We start from the raw sequence: 16,376 nt of genomic DNA on the forward strand, positions 1-16,376 counted from the left end.
TGTCAGGGTTGCCGTGGGCGCCAACTGCGCTGGGTTGCGGCAGCATCCCCTCACCCCTGGGAGTACCGCTGTGCCTGGAGAGAACCTCACCCGCATCGAAGCGCAGGAGCGCCGTGACGTCGTCGACACCCAGTCGTACGAAGTCTCGCTCGACCTGACGAAGGGCGCCGAGGTCTTCGGATCCCGCAGCGTCGTGCGCTTCACCGCGACGCCGGAGAGCTTCACCTTCATCGACCTGATCGCTCGTGAGGTGCGCGAGATCTCGCTCAACGGCGAGCAGCTCGACCCCGACGAGGTGTTCGAGGACTCGCGGATCGCCCTCTCCGGTCTGCAGGCCGAGAACGTGCTCGTCGTCGACGCGGACTGCGCCTACACCAACACCGGAGAGGGGCTGCATCGCTTCGTCGACCCCGTCGACGACGAGGTCTACCTCTACTCCCAGTTCGAGGTCCCCGACTCGCGTCGCGTCTTCGCCGTGTTCGAGCAGCCCGATCTGAAGGCCACGTTCCAGTTCACGGTGACGGCCCCGTCGTCGTGGAAGGTCGTCTCCAACTCCCCCACGCCCGAGCCGATCGTGCACGACGACGATTCGGTCGCCACGTGGGGCTTCGAGCCCACTCCCCGCATCTCCTCGTACATCACGGCGCTCGTCGCCGGACCCTACGAGTCGACGTTCTCCGAGCTCACCAGCGCCTCGGGTCGCGTGATCCCCCTCGGCGTCTATGGCCGCAAGAGCCTGTGGCAGCACCTCGACGCCGACTACATCTTCGACAAGACACGCGAGGGATTCGCGTACTTCGAGTCCAAGTTCGGCGTTCCGTACCCGTTCGCCAAGTACGACCAGCTCTTCGTCCCCGAGTTCAACGCCGGGGCCATGGAGAACGCCGGAGCGGTCACCTTCACCGAGACCTACGTCTTCCGCAGCAAGGTGACGGATGCCGTCAAGGAACGTCGTGTCGTCACGATCCTGCACGAGCTCGCCCACATGTGGTTCGGCGACCTCGTCACGATGAAGTGGTGGAACGACCTCTGGCTCAACGAGTCCTTCGCCGAGTGGGCCTCCACCATCGCCACCGCCGAGGCCACCGAGTGGACCGAGGCGTGGACCACCTTCAACGCGATGGAGAAGACCTGGGCGTACCGCCAGGATCAGCTGCCCTCGACGCACCCGATCACCGCCGTGATCAACGACCTCGAAGACGTGCAGGTCAACTTCGACGGCATCACGTATGCGAAGGGCGGTTCCGTCCTCAAGCAGCTCGCAGCCTGGGTCGGCATCGAGGAGTTCTTCGCCGGCGTCTCGCAGTACTTCCAGAAGCACTCCTGGGGCAACACCGAGCTCAGCGACCTGCTCACCGAGCTCGAGGCCACCAGCGGTCGCGACCTGACGACCTGGTCGAAGAAGTGGCTGGAGACCGCCGGTGTCAACACGCTCGAGCCGCTCATCGCCGATGACGCCGACGGCACCATCACGCGTTTCGCGGTGACGCAGACGGCCCCCGCCGACTACCCCACGATCCGCCCGCACCGTCTCGGCATCGGCTTCTACACCCTCGAGAACGGCGCTCTCGTGCGCACGCACTACGCGGAGGTCGATGTCGACGGAGACCGCACCGAGGTTCCGGAGCTCCACGGGCTCACGCGTCCCGATCTCGTGCTGCTCAACGACAACGACCTCGCCTACGCGAAGATCCGCCTCGACGAGAAGTCCCTCGCCACCGCGATCGCGCATCTCGCCGACATCAGCGATCCCCTCGCGCGATCGCTCGTCTGGGGGGCCGCCTGGGATCAGACCCGCGACGCCGAGACCGCAGCCTCCGACTACATCGACCTCGTGCTCGGCAACATCGGACGCGAGACCGAGTCGACGACCGTGCGTACCACGCTCGCCCAGCTGCGCACCGCTGCCACCCTGTACGTCACCCCCGAGAAGCGTCTCGCTGCGCGGCAGAAGATCGCCGACGGCATCTGGGCGCTCGCCGAGTCCGCGGAGTCGGGCAGTGACAGCCAGCTCCAGTTCGTGACCGCCTTCGCCGGATCGCTCGTCACCCCGGAGCACGCCGGCATCATCGGCCGTCTGCGATCCGGCGAGGAGACGCTCCCGGGGCTCGAGATCGACGCCGACCTCAACTGGCAGCTGCTCGTCGGTCTCGCCACGATCGGCGCCACCGACGCGGCATCCATCGATGCCGCACTCGCGGCCGACAACACCTCGAAGGGTGGAGAGTTCGCCGCCCAGGCCCGAGCGGCTCTGCCCGACGCCGCAGCCAAGGACGCCGCCTGGGAGTCGCTGATCGAGCGCGGAGATGCGCCGAACACCATCGTCCGCTCTGCGGCGCTCGGCTTCGTGCACCCGGCAGGTGCCGAGGTGCTGCGGCCCTTCGTGCCGAAGTACTTCGACATGCTGATCCCGATCTGGGAGTCGCGCACCTACCAGATCGCCCAGTACCTGATCGTCGGCCTTTTCCCCACCGCGATCGCCGATGCGGAGCTGCGCGACGCGACGAGGACCTGGCTGTCGGAGAACCAGGACGCCGCTCCGGCCCTTCGCCGTCTCGTGCTCGAGAACCTCGCCGACGTCGAGCGCGCGCTGGCCGCGCAGTCCCGCGACGCCGAGGACTGAGAACCGAGGTCCGATCAGGCCTCTGCGCGGTGCGTCCAGCCCGCGCAGAGGCCTGATCGCTACTCTGGAGGTGATGATGCAGCCATTCCAAGTCACCCCCGAACCCGCCCCCGCCGACCTGCCGAAATGGTGGGCCAGCACGCTCGATGTCCTCGGCGTCATCGGCGGCAAGGCCCTCAGCGTCGGCATCATCATCGTGGCGTGCGTGCTCATCGCACTCGTGCTGCGCGTGGTCATCCGCCGGGTCGTGCACCGCATCGTCGACACGGCCAAGACCAAGGCGGACGTCGACGACACGCAAGCACTGGAGCGCTCCCCGCTCGCCGATATGCGTCTCGTGCAGAGGACCCGCACGCTCGGCACCATCCTGCAGAACATCGTCAACGTGATGCTCGTGGTGATCGCACTGGTCCTCATCGTGAATGCGCTCGACAACAGCCTGCTCGGCTCGCTCACGCTGCTGACGGCCGCGGTCGGCGCCGGCCTGGGCTTCGGAGCGCAGAACATCGTCAAGGACGTGCTGAACGGCATCTTCATCGTGGCCGAGGACCAGATCGGCATCGGCGATGTCGTCGACCTCGGGCTCGCCTCGGGCGTCGTCGAGTACGTCAGCGTCCGGATCACCCAGGTGCGTGATGTCAACGGAACGCTCTGGTACGTCCGCAACGGCGAGGTGCTGCGCATCGGCAACATGTCGCAGGGATGGGCGCGGGCGATCATCGACCTCGGCGTCCCCGTGGACTCCGACCTCGACCAGGTCGAGAAGCTCATGCTCGAGACCGCGCAGGGTCTGGCCAAAGACCCGAAGTGGCGCACCCGCATCGTCGAGAAGCCCGAGCTGTGGGGACTCGAGTCGATCGACGGCGATGCCCTGGTCGTGCGGCTCGTGATCAAGGCGCGCGCGAATGCGAAGGACGACGTCGCGCAGGAGCTGCGCAAGCGTCTGCGTACGACCATGCGCGAGCACGCGATCGACTTCCCCAGCATGACGACGGTCGTGCCGACCGGGCTCGACGGTGCGCGCCGGGTGCGCGGGGCCAATCCCCCCAGGACGCGGCCCAATGCCGTCACGGGCGTGCCCGTCATCCCGGATCGCGGCATCTGGCGGCGCAAGAAGACGAACGACGACGGGAGTCCCCAGAAGTGACCTTCTACGACGAGGTGGGCGGTCGAGAGACCTTCGCGAAGATCGTCGCGGTCTTCTACCGGGAGGTCGCACGGGATCCGGTCCTCAAGCCGATGTACCCCGAAGACGACCTCGGGCCGGCGGAAGAGCGTCTGCTGATGTTCCTCGAGCAGTACTGGGGAGGGCCGACCACCTATGGCGAGACTCGGGGGCACCCCCGACTGCGGATGCGGCACATGCCGTTCCACGTCGACCCCGACGCCCGGGACCGGTGGCTTCGACACATGCGGACGGCATTGGACGAGGCACAGTTGTCGCCCCTGCACGAATCCACGCTGTGGGACTATCTCGAGCGCGCGGCATATGCCATGGTGAACACATTCGAGCCGTCAGGCATCGGCGCTCCCGCCGACGGACGATCCCCGCTCGAGACGAGATCACGTCAGGAATCAACGGAGAGCACATGACGACCACGCCCCAGTCCGCCGACGTCCTGGTCATCGGATGGGGGCTCGCCGGTCTCGTGGCCGCGAGCGAGGCGTTGGATGCCGGCCGCCGCGTGATCCTGATCGATCAGGAGCCCCGGACGAACCTCGGCGGCCAGGCATGGTGGTCCTTCGGCGGACTGTTCCTCATCGACTCCCCCGAGCAACGGCGCATGGGCATCCGCGACTCGCTGGCCCTCGCGACGCAGGACTGGCTCGGCACGGCGGCGTTCGACAGGCCCGAGGACGAGTGGCCGCGACGCTGGGCCGAGGCCTACCTCCAGTTCGCCGCCGGCGAGAAGCGGGCCTGGCTGCGCGAGCGGGGCGTGGGCTTCTTCCCGGTGGTCGGCTGGGCGGAGCGCGGCGGCTACGGGGCGCTCGGCCCCGGCAACTCGGTGCCGCGGTTCCACATCACCTGGGGCACCGGGCCCGGGATCGTCGCGCCCTTCGCCGCGGCGGTGGAGGGGGGCGAGCGCGAGGGACACCTCACGATCCTCCCCCGCCACCGCGTGACCGAGCTCGTCGTCACCGACGGAGCGGTCACGGGGGCCAGAGGGCAGATCCTCGAATCGACCCCGACCGCGCGGGGCGTCGAGAGCTCTCGGCGCTCGATCTCCGACTTCGAGATCAGCGCCGGGGCGACGATCGTGGCCTCAGGGGGCATCGGCGGCAACCACGACCTCGTGCGGGCCGCCTGGCCCGAGCGTCTGGGAACGCCACCGGCGCACATGCTGACCGGCGTGCCCGCCTACGTCGACGGTTCGATGCATGCGGTGTCGGAGGCCGCGGGAGCCCGGCTCATCAACGGCGACCGCATGTGGCACTACGTCGAGGGGATCACCAACTGGGATCCGGTGTGGCCGTCGCACGGCATCCGCATCCTTCCCGGTCCGTCGTCTCTGTGGCTCGATGCCACCGGCACCCGCCTGCCGGTGCCGCTGTTCCCCGGATTCGACACGCTGGGAACCCTCGCTCACCTGCGCGCGACCGGCCATGACCACTCCTGGTTCGTGACCTCGCGCCAGATCGTCGAGAAGGAGTTCGCGCTCTCCGGCAGCGAGCAGAATCCCGATCTCACCGGCAAAGACGTGGGACTGCTCCTGAAGTCGCGACTCGCGAAAGGTCCCACCGGCCCCGTGCAGGCGTTCCTGGACGAGGGCGAGGACTTCATCGTCGAGAACGATCTGGAATCGCTCCTCGAGCAGATGGCGGCGCATCCGGGGGGCGAGTTCCTCGACATCGATCACGTCCGCCGCGAGGTCGTCGCCCGGGACCTCGAGATCGAGAACGACTTCACGAAGGATGCGCAGATCGGGATGCTGCGCTCGATGCGCGGCTATCGCGGAGATCGCCTCATCCGTACGGCGGCTCCGCATCGGCTGCAGGATCCCTCAGCCGGCCCACTCGTCGCCGTCAAGCTGCACGTGCTCACCCGGAAGTCGCTCGGCGGGATCACGACCGACCTGGACGGACGCGCCCTCGGACTCGACGGCGAACCGATCGCCGGCCTCTTCGCCGCAGGAGAGGCCAGCGGCTTCGGTGGCGGCGGCGTTCACGGGTACCGGGCGCTCGAGGGGACTTTCCTCGGGGGATGCCTGTTCTCGGGCCGTCAGGCGGGTCGCGCGGCGTCGGCCTGAAGCGGCTGACCGCCTCCGTCGGTCACTCCGCTGCGCCCGTTCCGCGAACGGCCGTGAGTCCGGTCGCCACCGGACCGCGGGCGAGCACGTGGCCGCGGCGGAACGCGAGCCTGGTCCAGCGGCCGGAGCGCATGACGGGCACGTCCTCCTCGCCGGAGATGAACCCGAACGCATCGGCTGCGAACGCGACGCCGCGCGGCAGCCCGCCGAGATCCTCGTCCGGCTCACCCCAGATCGCGGCGCGGAGGGCGCGGACAGCCTCCTCCCCCGACCCCGGAGTCGCCCCGCGGGCGACGGCGCTGATGCCCCACTGAGCACGCTGGGCGATGACGGACGCGGCGAGGTTCGATTCCGCCTTCCACTGGCCGCGCGGCGGGGCGATCCCCGCCCAAGCCGGTGAGAGGCCCGTCTCCGGCAGGACGAGCGCGCGATCGTCCTGCTCGTCTGCCGTGAGCGATGCCACGACCACGTCGCACTCGAGTTCGGGATCCGCCTGCACGATGCGCATGGCGAGAACGGTCGGCGTCTGATCGAACAGTCCGTGCGGCGACAGAGCTGCGCCGGTCAGGGCGAGAACGCCTCCGGCGGCCTGCAGTCGCACCCCCTCGTCGGAGATGCGCGTGGCTCGCCCGATGAAGGTCAGGACGTCCTTCGACGTCTCGGGATCGGCGAGGAGGAACTGGTGCGGCACACCCTCTAAACTATCAAGGTCAGCGGCGGCAGCAGTCGCGGGAAGGACGCCATGACCCCGGACGCACACGCGATCAGCACCGTCGCACAGCTCCTGTCGGTGCTGGACCTCGATTCGACGCAGGCCCGCACGACCGAGGACATCTTCACCGGCTCGTCGCACCCGATGCCCTCGGGACGGATCTACGGCGGCCAGGTTCTCGCCCAGAGTCTTCTCGCTGCGGAGCGCACTCTGCCCGAGGACCGCGCGGTGCATTCGATGCACGGGTACTTCCTTCGACCGGGCGATGCGAGTCAGGGCATCACGATCGCCGTCGACCGGATCCACGACGGTCGTTCGTTCTCCACCCGCCGTTCTCAGGCGTACCAGAACGGTGTGCCGATCTTCTCGATGATCGCGTCGTTCCAGGACGCCGACCCCGGGGTCGAGCACGCCGTCCCGATGCCCGATGACGTGCCGGGGCCGGATACCCTGCGCCCCGACGAGCAGCGTGTCGAAGGACTGCCGGCGGGCGTGGCGCAAATGCTCAGCGACCGTGCGGCGGATGTACGACACATCGATTCGCCGCTGTTCCTGCCGAGCGACGACTCCCGTGTGCCGCAGCAGGGTGTCTGGATGCGCATGAAGGCTCCGCTCCCCGACGACCAGAGGATCCATCGCGCTGCGCTGGCGTACCTGAGCGACATGACGATCCAGGAGTCGATCCTGCGCGCCCACGGGCTGTTCTGGGGACTTCCGGGGTTGAAGGTGGCGAGCCTCGATCACGCGATGTGGTGGCACCGCCCTGCCCGCGTCGACGAGTGGCTGCTGTATCTGCAGGAGTCCCCGAACTCCCGAGGCGGTCGAGGGCTCGCCCAGGGACGCATCTACACCGAGGCCGGCGAACTCGTCGCCTCCGTGGCGCAGGAGATCATGGTGAGGGTGCCGACGGCGGAGTGACGGCCACCCGCCGGGTCCGCGGAGCGCACACTCGTTCCGAGTCAGCGGTGCGTGCACCCCCGCCGGGTCAACGGTGCGCGTACTCGATCGACGGTCCCACGAACGGCTCCCAGGCCTCGCGCATCTCCGGGGTGAGCCGGGTCGGTCTCCCGGTGCCCGCGTCGACCAGCACGATCACGGCCGTCGAGCGTGCGTAGATGGTGCGCGGCTCGGATGCGGGGTCGTTGTGCACCTCATAGCAGACCTCGACGCTCGATCCGCCGAGCTTGCCGAACCACATCTGCACCTCGAGCGGTCGACGCTGGTACGGAACAGGCGCGAGATACTCGATCTCCTGCCGGGCGATCAGGGTGAGCACCCCTTCATCGATACCCGAGTCCAGCACCGCCGTCGACGGCGCCTGCTCACCGGGCCCCGCACGCCAGAACGCACGTACACGCGCCTCCTCGAGCAGTTTGAGCATCGAGGTGTTGTTGACGTGGTTGAACGCATCCAGATCCCCCCAGCGGAGATGGATCGGGATGTGCAGTCGGGGTCCCGGTGTCAGATCGACCATCGATGGCTCAGTCGCGGGTGAGCTTGCGGTGCGTGGAGCGGTGCGGCTTCGCGGCATCCGGGCCGAGGCGCTCGATCTTGTTCTCCTCGTAGGCCTCGAAGTTGCCCTCGAACCAGTACCACTTCGCCGGCTTCTCGTCGGTGCCCTCGTAGGCGAGGATGTGCGTGGCGATCCGGTCGAGGAACCACCGGTCGTGTGTGATCACCACGGCGCAACCGGGGAACTCGAGAAGGGCGTTCTCGAGCGAACCCAGGGTTTCGACGTCCAGGTCGTTGGTCGGCTCGTCGAGGAGCAGCAGGTTGCCACCCTCCTTGAGGGTCAACGCGAGGTTCAGACGGTTCCGCTCACCACCGGAAAGCACGCCCGCCTTCTTCTGCTGGTCCGGACCCTTGAAGCCGAACTTCGAGACGTACGCCCGCGAGGGGATCTCCGTCTTGCCGACCGTGATGAAGTCGAGTCCATCGGAGACGACCTCCCACAGCGTCTTGTCGGGGTCGATGTTGGACCGCGACTGGTCGACGTAGCTGATCTTGACCGTCTCGCCGATCTTGAGGTCACCGGCGTCGAGCGGCTCGAGACCGACGATCGTCTTGAAGAGCGTGGTCTTGCCGACACCGTTCGGGCCGATGACGCCCACGATGCCGTTCGGCGGCAAGTTGAAGCTGAGCCCGTCGATGAGCATCCGGCCGTCGAAGCCCTTCTCGAGCTTCTTCGCGTCGATGACGATGCTGCCGAGACGGGGACCCGCCGGGATCGAGATCTCCTCGAAGTCCAACTTTCTGGTCCGTTCGGCCTCGTTCGCCATCTCTTCGTAGCGGGCGAGACGAGCCTTCGACTTGGTCTGACGGCCCTTCGCGCTCGAGCGAACCCACTCCAGCTCCTCCTTGAGGCGCTTGGCGAGCTTGGCGTCCTTCTTGCCCTGGATCTCGAGGCGCTCGCCCTTCTTCTCCAGGTAGGTCGAGTAGTTGCCCTCATAGCCGATGAGGCGTCCGCGGTCGACCTCGGCGATCCACTCCGCGACGTGGTCGAGGAAGTACCGGTCGTGGGTGATGGCGATGACGGCGCCCTTGTAGGCCTGCAGGTGCTGTTCGAGCCACAGGACGCTCTCCGCGTCGAGGTGGTTCGTGGGCTCGTCGAGGAGCAGGAGGTCGGGCTTCTGCAGCAGCAGCTTCGCCAGGGCGACACGACGCTTCTCTCCACCGGACAGCGGCGCGATCGCAGCATCGGCCGGGGGCGTACGCAGAGCATCCATCGCCTGCTCGAGCTGGGAATCGAGGTCCCACCCGTCTGCAGAGTCGATCTCCTCCTGCAGCGTGCCCATCTCCGCGAGCAGAGCGTCGAAGTCAGCATCGGGATCCGCCATCAGCATGGAGATCTCGTTGAATCGATCGACCTTCGCCTTGATCGCGATCCCGTCCTGGATGTTCTCCAGCACGGTCTTCGACTCGTCGAGCTCCGGCTCCTGCATGAGGATGCCGACGGAGAATCCGGGCGAGAGCTTGGCCTCGCCGTTCGAGGGCGTGTCGAGACCCGCCATGATCTTGAGGATCGTCGACTTGCCGGCGCCGTTGGGCCCCACCATGCCGATCTTGGCGCCGGGGAGGAACGCCATCGTGACGTCGTCGAGGATGAGCTTCTCGCCCACCGCCTTGCGCGCACGAACCATCGAGTAGATGTACTCAGCCATACCGTTCAAACACCTTTGCTGCTCAGAGACAGGATACGATCGCACCGGTTGAGGGCACGGAAACCAAATACCAGACTACCCTCGCATGGGCCGACAGCTAACTCTCCCGTAGGACTCCCTATGAGGGGTCGACGGCGCTCGGGGTGCTGGCGTCATCGGGGAAACCGAGGCACGAGAGGAACGCCAGCGCACTCTGTCTGTATTCCCCGGCATCGACGTCGCGACGGATAGCTTCGTCCAGTACCGCGCGAAGCGCACCATCAGCAAGGTTCCACTCCTGCACGAGGGCGAGAAGATTCTCGAGCCGACGTCCTCGCGATTTCAAAAGGCCGGATCGATTCAGCCTCAGCTTTCGCTCAGTTAGGCGCCCTCGCGGTCGGTTCAATTTCGGCAAGACCATCGCGCCGACGAAGTCCATGTGATCTAAGGGTTCATCGACAAAGGGGTTAAGCAAACCATCGGTTGGATGATAAAAGTCACCTTTGGCGATATTGCATTTTGGGCATGCCCAGGTGAGATTGCCCCAGGCGTGGGCTAATTCGGGGAACTTGCCTTTGGGCGCAATATGCTCGACGTGTGGATATGCAACATCGTCAATGAGCGACTCGCAGTAGGCGCACCTTTCGCCGGTCTCTTCCCTCAGAGCACGGAGTATTTCCGAGTGTCGCCACCGTTCTGCTTTTCTTGCATCTCCAGTGCGTGCGGCTTCCACATAGTTTTCCGTCCAAATGACCGCATTCACAACCACCACCTCGGGGGCAGGAGACTTGGAGAGCGCGATCACGTTTCATCGCTTGAACTAAGCTCGCGCTGATGCTTAGCCAACATCGCGAGGGTTGGCGCAAACTCTCCCATCAGACCCATCTGTTCGAGCTCGGTCCGCAATTGCTCAACTTTACTAGCATCTAGGTGCGATGAAAGGTATTTTTCCAGAATACGGTCAAGTGTGGATTCCGCCCAACGCGGCATGGTTGAGTCGAGGCCCAGCACTCGCGTGAGTGTTTCTTCCGCGCTCCCTGCCTTATTCGCGTAATCCAATTTTCTGGCAAATACTTGTCGCGCGTCGTCGTAGTCAAGCGCATACACCGCGGAATCCGGCGTGGCCGTGACGACAAACGGGCTGTGAGTCGCGACTATAAACTGAACTGTTGGGAATGCCCGAAGCAGACCAGGCATGATGTCTCGCTGCAAAGTGGGATGCAAGTGATTTTCTGGTTCGTCCAGTAATACTGTGAAGTGTTTGTGACCGAGTGAGCGCAGAAAAATCTGCCAGGACACTTCGACCAGTGCCGTTAACCCGCCCGAAGCTTCATCCAAGAGAAACTCGCCTGTGGAAGTTTCGATTACTACCTCGGGCGTGCGAGCGATAAGGCGCACAAACCCGAGCGTCTCGGGAAATATCGCACGAAGCACGTCCTGAAATTTTGTCCAGATCTCCGCCGCCACCGCGTTCTGGTCCAGGGTGTCGGTCGACGTCTGGCCCCAGGCTGCTGAGGCAAGGAGAGTTTCCTTCAGTACCAGCATCGGCGTCTTCTGTGTCCACTCGCCAGCGAGACGCGACCGGAGTTGCGCGATGAAGGACTCAAGTACCTCATCGGAGGATCCGAAGGATGTAGGCACACTCTCGACACGATTGTAGTTGCCCGATGCGAGTCGATGAGAGGCGAGATAGACTCCGACAACCTCTCGCTGTTCTCTGAGTAGCACATCATATTGCTGCGTGCCAGAGCCAAGCTCGGTCGGAAGCTCGAGCGAACTTGTCGCTCCGTTCCCGTACGTTAGCGAACCAAAGCCAACCCAGCCGTCCTGCATCGCGAGCACAATGTTCGCGCTCCGGTTCGACACGGCGGTCCAGTTGCCATCCCGATCTCGACGACGCAACGGTGAACCCGAGTATCGCCGGTCCCAGCTGAAGTGCCGAGCAAGAAGGCCAAGCAGGGTGCTTTTCCCGGTAGCGTTCGCCCCAGTGAGTATCGTCAGCCGCTTATGGAAGTCGATCTCTAGGTCACCGAACTGGCGCCATCCGGATATCTTGATCTGACTGAAGCCGTGAGTCTCGCTGGGCGGGGTGCCTACGTAGGCCATCAGGGAATCGCCCTCCTCCTGCACGAACGTTCTTCCTCGACACACTAGCGGGATAGGTCGTGGTAGATGTACTCAGCCACCGAAAACCGCTCCTTCTGTTGGCGTCGAAGATCGACACTCCAGCCTACCGGCGATTACAGCCGGGACCACCGAGAGCGCTGTCAGGCGAAGGTCGTCACCAGTCGATGGCACGGGTGGTGCCGATGAGGCACCGCCCCTCGGCCAGCTGCGGCAGCACGACCGTCACCGGGTCGCCGGTGGACGGACCCACCTGACCGACCAGGCACTCCTTCTCGCCCCACCGCACGGAGAACTGCAGACTCTCCGCCGGGTTCCCCACGGTCGTCGAATCCTGCGTCACCTGCATCGCCGAGCGGTCGAAGCCCGCACCGATCAGCGCGTCGATGTACGCCCGGCCCGAGGCCCGCTGATCGGATGCCCAGACCTGGGCCACGATGGCCGAGAAGAGCGGGAGATTGTCATCGGCCGTCCCGTCGGGCACATAGCTCGGTCCCGCCGGCTCTTCGGTGGCGCCGGGGCTCTCCACCGCGGGCGACCGCACGGGATCCGGGGATGGAGTCGGACCGCAGGAGGCCAGAACGAGCATCAGCATCGTCGTGGCGCCGACCACGCCGAGGACGCGGCTTACGTGGGAGTCCGATCGTCGAAGCACGAACCGAGTCTAGGGTGCGCGTCCGCAAGCGTGCGCCGAGCGCGTCACCGTTCAGCCGCCGCCTCCTCCTCGTGTTGGCCGTTCGGGGTGTAGTCGGCATCGTCCGCCGCCCACGGCGTCTGGATCTCGCGTCCCTCGTGCTCGGCGGATCCCTCCCCCGCGACCTCGTCCGCCTGCCCGGCTCCGGCGGTGCCGCGGGAGGCCTGCTCGGGCGACGTGGACCGCGCGCTGCGCCGATAGGCGGTCGTCCCCCAGCGAAGATCGTGCCCGATGACCTCCGCATCGATGTCGACGCTCGTGCCCTGCTTGCCGTTGTTCTCCCATGTGCGGATCTTCATCCGCCCGGTGACGATCACGCTGTCCCCGGAACGGAGCGAGGTCTTCGCGTTCTCCGCGAGCTGCCGGAACGCGGCGACGGAGTACCAGTTCGTCCCCACGTCGATCCACCTCTGCGTCGCCTCGTCGAAGCGTCGATGCGTGCTCGCGAGCCGGAAGTTTGTGACGGGGATGCCGCCTGCCGTCCGCCCCTGCGTGGGGTCCGTCGCGACGTTTCCGACAATGGTGACCGTGTCGTGCATGATGCCTCCTCTGTGGCCCGGGACTGCCCCGGATCGATCCAGAGTGCGTCAGGTCGAGGCAGCGTTCCGCGGTCGAACACACGACGACGGGACAACCTCGTGAACCCATGAATCGTGCAGAAGAGGCGGTCTCGTCCGCCTGCCCGCCGGGCGAGTCGCAATGTCGGTGGTCGATCGTATGTTCGAGGAATGAGAGGAGATTCCATGTCCGACACCCTGACCACGTCCCTGCCCGAGGTTCCCTACGCGACCCCCCGGCTGTCCAGTCCCCGAACGCACCTCGTGCGCGCGTCCGACCACCTCTGGCGTGTGCAGGGCGACGACGGCCGAGTCCTGGGGCATCTGCGCCTCGTGCCGCATCCGCTCGGCATCCGCTATCGCGCGGAGCGTCTGCATCTCGCCACCGCGACGTTCCGTCTGGTGGGCGACTTCTGGAACCCTGATGACGCGGTCGCCGCGCTCCGAGCCGGGTGATGACCGCCGACCGCGCAGCTCACGACCGGGAAACCGCGGAGGAATGGTGCCCCCGGCAGGATTCGAACCTGCGACCAAGAGATTAGAAGGCTCCTGCTCTATCCCCTGAGCTACGGAGGCGCACGCATCCAGCGTACCGTCCCGGGCTGCGATGTCGGAGCCGTCGATAGGATGGCGAAATGGTATCTGCCTCAGAGAACGACCGCCTCGTGTGGATCGACTGCGAGATGACCGGCCTCGATCTCTCCATCGATGAGCTCGTCGAGATCGCGGTGGTCATCACCGATTTCGAACTGCGACCGGTCGACCCGGGTTTCCAGGTGGTGATCCGCCCGAGTGCGGCGTCGCTCGAGAACATGAACGACTTCGTCACGAAGATGCACGAGACCTCGGGACTCATCACCGAGATCCCTGACGGCGTCTCGCTGGCCGAGGCCGAGGAGCAGACCCTCGCCTACATCAAGCGATTCGCGCCCGTGGAGCGCAAGGCACCCCTGGCCGGCAACACGATCGGCACCGACCGCATGTTCCTCGCGAAGTACATGCCGCAGGTCGACAACTGGCTGCATTACCGGAACGTCGACGTCTCGAGCATCAAAGAGCTCTCGCGTCGCTGGTACCCGCGGGTCTTCTTCCAGGCCCCCAGCAAGGACGGCGGGCATCGCGCCCTCGCCGACATCCTCGAGTCCATCCGCGAGCTGCGCTACTACCGCGAGGCGGTGTTCGTCGACGAGCCCGGGCCGTCGAGCGACGACGCCCGCGACATCGCGACACGCACCGTGTCAGAGTTCACTCTCAACATGTAATAGACTCGTCTGGTTGCCAACTCCGGTTGGCGCATGGTGGGTATAGCTCAGCTGGTAGAGCGCTGGCTTGTGGTGCCGGATGTCGCGGGTTCGAGTCCCGTTACTCACCCCACAGCGAGAAGGCCCGGGTCCGAGACCCGGGCCTTCTCTCGTATCACCTCTGATTTCACGTCGCCCGTCGGCGGCACTCCCGAAGCTCGCCCATAGGATTGCCTGATGTCCCTCGCCGTCTGGTTCTCGCTCCTGACAGCGTGCGTGGTGATCAGCTTCACGCCGGGCGCGGGTGCCATAAACACCATGTCCAATGCTCTCAACCAGGGCTGGAGACGTGCGATCTGGGGCATCATCGGGCAGCAGCTCGCCCTCATCGTGCACGCGGCCATCGTCGCCGCAGGTCTCGGGCTCATCGTGTCGCGGTCTGAGGTGCTGTTCACGGTCATCCGCTATGCCGGCGCCGCGTACCTCGTGTTCCTCGGGGTCCGATTGATCCTCGCCAAAGCGAGCACACCGGATGCAGTCGACCAAGAGACGGTCGATCTCCGTGAAGGACACTGGCCGATGATCAGACGAGGCTTCTGGGTGAATCTGCTGAACCCGAAAGCGATCGTGTTCTTCCTCGCGTTCATCCCCCAGTTCATCCGTCTCGATCAGCCGCAGCTCCCCCAGTACCTCGCTCTCATCGCCACCGTGATCGTCGTGGACGTCGCGGTGATGTGGGGCTTCTTCGCCGTCGCAGCGCGGCCGTTCCGCAGGCTCACTCGCACGTCCCGCGGACAGCGCATGCTGAACTCGGTCTTCGGTGTGCTGTTCATCGCCGTCGCCGGGCTCCTCGTCTTCCTGCACTGACGCCGGAGACGCGGGCGACATCGGCGGGCAATAGGCTGAAGACGATGGAGATGGATGCTGCCCCCTTCGAACAACTCGTCGTCGACGAGCTCGATCGTCTGCCCGATGAGATGGTCAACGGCCTCGAGAACGTCGTCTTCGTCGTCGAGGACCGACCGGAGGACGGAAGCCTCGACCTTTTCGGGCTCTATGACGGTCTGGCGCTGACAGAACGGACTCAGTACGGGTCAGGCGAGCTTCCCGACCGGATCGTCGTCTACCGCGAGCCGCACCTCGCGGCCTGCGAGAACGAAGACGAACTCCGCGACGAGGTCCACACCACGCTCGTGCACGAGATCGCGCACTTCTACGGAATCGACGACGACCAGCTGCATGGATTGGGGTGGGCATGACACCGCTCGCCACGCCGGACCTCGACGAGACCACGGATCTGTCCGCGGCACCCCTCGAGCCCTGGGAGGTCGTCGTGTGGAACGACCCGGTCAATCTGATGAGCTATGTCGTCAGGGTGTTCCGCACGTACTTCGGATACTCGGTCGAGCGAGCCACGCAACTGATGCGCTCGGTGCACCATGACGGTCACGCGATCGTCGCGACCGGGCCCCGCGAGACCATGGAAGTTCATGCGCAGGCGATGCACGACTACGGACTCTGGGCGACCGTGAGGAGATCGGCCGCATGACGGGCGACATCGTCCACATCGAGATGGCCAGAGTCGAGGGTGCTCAGCTGGCCCGCCTCGTCGACGACCTCCGCGACCTGGTCGGGGCCGACCGCGACCTCACCGATCCCGCCATCGATCGTCTCGTCCCCGATCCGTACCCCGAAGATGTCGACGCCTCACGCTCGTTCCGAGAGACGACGCGTGACGATCTGCTGGACCGCCGCGCCCTCGACGCCGACACGGTACGCGCCGCCCTCGATGCTCTCCGAGCCGACCTCGATGCGATCACACAGTCCGAAGCATTCGAAGAGCACGTCATCGAGATCCCGGAATCGGACGTCGACGCGTGGATGCGCACTCTCACGGCGCTGCGACTCGTGATCGCCGCGCGATTGGGCATCGAGTCCGACGAAGACCACGATCCGGACGATGCGAGGTTCGGAGTCTACGACTGGCTCGGGTACCGCCTGGAGCTCATCATCGAGGCAGCCGACGAACTGCTCTGA

General features: G+C 65.7%; 18 protein-coding genes and 2 tRNA genes. 12 read left to right on the plus strand and 8 right to left on the minus strand.

Annotated elements, in window-relative coordinates:
- Positions 1-70 precede the first annotated feature (70 nt).
- From pepN to FQ142_RS09415, 4 genes are all read left to right on the plus strand, one after another.
- On the plus strand, positions 71-2,623 hold the full coding sequence (pepN, locus tag FQ142_RS09400) for an aminopeptidase N (RefSeq protein WP_149423088.1): 2,553 nt from the start codon (positions 71-73) through the stop codon (positions 2,621-2,623).
- Between the two features lie 73 nt (positions 2,624-2,696).
- Positions 2,697-3,770 (plus strand): mechanosensitive ion channel family protein, encoded by a 1,074-nt coding sequence (locus tag FQ142_RS09405; protein ID WP_149423089.1) that lies wholly within the window; start codon positions 2,697-2,699, stop codon positions 3,768-3,770.
- Positions 3,725-4,216 carry a globin gene (locus FQ142_RS09410; RefSeq protein ID WP_410477438.1) on the plus strand — a complete coding sequence of 164 codons (492 nt, stop codon included), beginning with the start codon at positions 3,725-3,727 and terminating at the stop codon, positions 4,214-4,216. The genes FQ142_RS09405 and FQ142_RS09410 overlap by 46 nt, the downstream gene beginning before the upstream one ends.
- Entirely contained in the window at positions 4,213-5,871 is a 1,659-nt protein-coding gene (locus FQ142_RS09415; protein WP_149423091.1) for an FAD-binding dehydrogenase, read from the plus strand. Before FQ142_RS09410 ends, FQ142_RS09415 begins: the two co-directional genes overlap by 4 nt.
- A gap of 22 nt (positions 5,872-5,893) precedes the next feature.
- Here the strand turns inward: FQ142_RS09415 and FQ142_RS09420 are convergent, their stop codons facing one another.
- Entirely contained in the window at positions 5,894-6,562 is a 669-nt protein-coding gene (locus tag FQ142_RS09420) for a hypothetical protein (RefSeq protein WP_149423092.1), read from the minus strand.
- 51 nt (positions 6,563-6,613) lie between these two features.
- Between FQ142_RS09420 and FQ142_RS09425 the strand changes: the two genes are divergently transcribed.
- Entirely contained in the window at positions 6,614-7,501 is an 888-nt protein-coding gene (locus FQ142_RS09425; protein WP_149423093.1) for an acyl-CoA thioesterase, read from the plus strand.
- A 67-nt stretch (positions 7,502-7,568) separates the two neighbouring features.
- On the opposite strand, the gene FQ142_RS09430 is transcribed toward FQ142_RS09425, so the two are convergent.
- From FQ142_RS09430 to FQ142_RS09455, 6 genes are all read right to left on the minus strand, one after another.
- On the minus strand, positions 7,569-8,057 hold the full coding sequence (locus FQ142_RS09430) for an acyl-CoA thioesterase (protein WP_149423094.1): 489 nt from the start codon (positions 8,055-8,057) through the stop codon (positions 7,569-7,571).
- A 7-nt stretch (positions 8,058-8,064) separates the two neighbouring features.
- Entirely contained in the window at positions 8,065-9,744 is a 1,680-nt protein-coding gene (gene ettA / locus FQ142_RS09435) for an energy-dependent translational throttle protein EttA (protein ID WP_149423095.1), read from the minus strand.
- 118 nt (positions 9,745-9,862) lie between these two features.
- The gene (locus FQ142_RS09440; protein WP_149423096.1) at positions 9,863-10,528 is read right to left on the minus strand and encodes an HNH endonuclease; all 666 of its coding nucleotides are present in this window, start codon (positions 10,526-10,528) and stop codon (positions 9,863-9,865) included.
- Positions 10,525-11,829: an AAA family ATPase gene (locus tag FQ142_RS09445; RefSeq protein WP_149423097.1), complete on the minus strand. Its 1,305-nt coding sequence runs from the start codon at positions 11,827-11,829 to the stop codon at positions 10,525-10,527. Before FQ142_RS09445 ends, FQ142_RS09440 begins: the two co-directional genes overlap by 4 nt.
- A 175-nt stretch (positions 11,830-12,004) precedes the next feature.
- Entirely contained in the window at positions 12,005-12,502 is a 498-nt protein-coding gene (locus FQ142_RS17475; RefSeq protein ID WP_188042360.1) for a DUF6993 domain-containing protein, read from the minus strand.
- A 44-nt stretch (positions 12,503-12,546) separates the two neighbouring features.
- Entirely contained in the window at positions 12,547-13,080 is a 534-nt protein-coding gene (locus tag FQ142_RS09455; protein WP_149423098.1) for a single-stranded DNA-binding protein, read from the minus strand.
- A gap of 204 nt (positions 13,081-13,284) precedes the next feature.
- Here FQ142_RS09455 and FQ142_RS09460 point away from each other — a divergent pair, with 204 nt between their 5' ends.
- Positions 13,285-13,554: a hypothetical protein gene (locus tag FQ142_RS09460; protein WP_056417278.1), complete on the plus strand. Its 270-nt coding sequence runs from the start codon at positions 13,285-13,287 to the stop codon at positions 13,552-13,554.
- A gap of 44 nt (positions 13,555-13,598) precedes the next feature.
- Here FQ142_RS09460 and FQ142_RS09465 read toward each other — a convergent pair.
- Positions 13,599-13,674 (minus strand) — tRNA-Arg (locus FQ142_RS09465).
- A 59-nt stretch (positions 13,675-13,733) separates the two neighbouring features.
- On the opposite strand from FQ142_RS09465, the gene orn reads away from it, so the two are divergent.
- From orn to FQ142_RS09495, 6 genes are all read left to right on the plus strand, one after another.
- The gene (orn, locus tag FQ142_RS09470) at positions 13,734-14,360 is read left to right on the plus strand and encodes an oligoribonuclease (RefSeq protein WP_056417275.1); all 627 of its coding nucleotides are present in this window, start codon (positions 13,734-13,736) and stop codon (positions 14,358-14,360) included.
- 36 nt (positions 14,361-14,396) lie between these two features.
- Positions 14,397-14,472 (plus strand) — tRNA-His (locus tag FQ142_RS09475).
- Between the two features lie 104 nt (positions 14,473-14,576).
- Positions 14,577-15,206: a LysE family transporter gene (locus FQ142_RS09480; protein WP_149423099.1), complete on the plus strand. Its 630-nt coding sequence runs from the start codon at positions 14,577-14,579 to the stop codon at positions 15,204-15,206.
- A gap of 44 nt (positions 15,207-15,250) precedes the next feature.
- On the plus strand, positions 15,251-15,598 hold the full coding sequence (locus FQ142_RS09485; RefSeq protein ID WP_149423100.1) for a metallopeptidase family protein: 348 nt from the start codon (positions 15,251-15,253) through the stop codon (positions 15,596-15,598).
- Positions 15,595-15,888, plus strand: coding sequence for an ATP-dependent Clp protease adapter ClpS (clpS, locus tag FQ142_RS09490; protein WP_056419508.1), 294 nt, complete (start codon positions 15,595-15,597; stop codon positions 15,886-15,888). The genes FQ142_RS09485 and clpS overlap by 4 nt, the downstream gene beginning before the upstream one ends.
- On the plus strand, positions 15,885-16,376 hold the full coding sequence (locus tag FQ142_RS09495; RefSeq protein WP_149423101.1) for a DUF2017 family protein: 492 nt from the start codon (positions 15,885-15,887) through the stop codon (positions 16,374-16,376). Before clpS ends, FQ142_RS09495 begins: the two co-directional genes overlap by 4 nt.

This window comes from Microbacterium sp. ANT_H45B, assembly GCF_008369345.1.
Lineage (GTDB): Bacteria > Actinomycetota > Actinomycetes > Actinomycetales > Microbacteriaceae > Microbacterium.

Coding starts and splice junctions, on each gene's coding strand:
- FQ142_RS09430 (WP_149423094.1), bottom strand. CDS start 8,057: ATGGTCGATCTGACACCGGGACCCCGACTGCACATCCCGATCCATCTC.
- FQ142_RS09405 (WP_149423089.1), top strand. CDS start 2,697: ATGATGCAGCCATTCCAAGTCACCCCCGAACCCGCCCCCGCCGACCTG.
- FQ142_RS09480 (WP_149423099.1), top strand. CDS start 14,577: ATGTCCCTCGCCGTCTGGTTCTCGCTCCTGACAGCGTGCGTGGTGATC.
- ettA (WP_149423095.1), bottom strand. CDS start 9,744: ATGGCTGAGTACATCTACTCGATGGTTCGTGCGCGCAAGGCGGTGGGC.
- FQ142_RS09445 (WP_149423097.1), bottom strand. CDS start 11,829: ATGGCCTACGTAGGCACCCCGCCCAGCGAGACTCACGGCTTCAGTCAG.
- FQ142_RS09455 (WP_149423098.1), bottom strand. CDS start 13,080: ATGCACGACACGGTCACCATTGTCGGAAACGTCGCGACGGACCCCACG.
- FQ142_RS09495 (WP_149423101.1), top strand. CDS start 15,885: ATGACGGGCGACATCGTCCACATCGAGATGGCCAGAGTCGAGGGTGCT.
- FQ142_RS09460 (WP_056417278.1), top strand. CDS start 13,285: ATGTCCGACACCCTGACCACGTCCCTGCCCGAGGTTCCCTACGCGACC.
- FQ142_RS09415 (WP_149423091.1), top strand. CDS start 4,213: ATGACGACCACGCCCCAGTCCGCCGACGTCCTGGTCATCGGATGGGGG.
- FQ142_RS09425 (WP_149423093.1), top strand. CDS start 6,614: ATGACCCCGGACGCACACGCGATCAGCACCGTCGCACAGCTCCTGTCG.
- clpS (WP_056419508.1), top strand. CDS start 15,595: ATGACACCGCTCGCCACGCCGGACCTCGACGAGACCACGGATCTGTCC.
- FQ142_RS09485 (WP_149423100.1), top strand. CDS start 15,251: ATGGAGATGGATGCTGCCCCCTTCGAACAACTCGTCGTCGACGAGCTC.
- orn (WP_056417275.1), top strand. CDS start 13,734: ATGGTATCTGCCTCAGAGAACGACCGCCTCGTGTGGATCGACTGCGAG.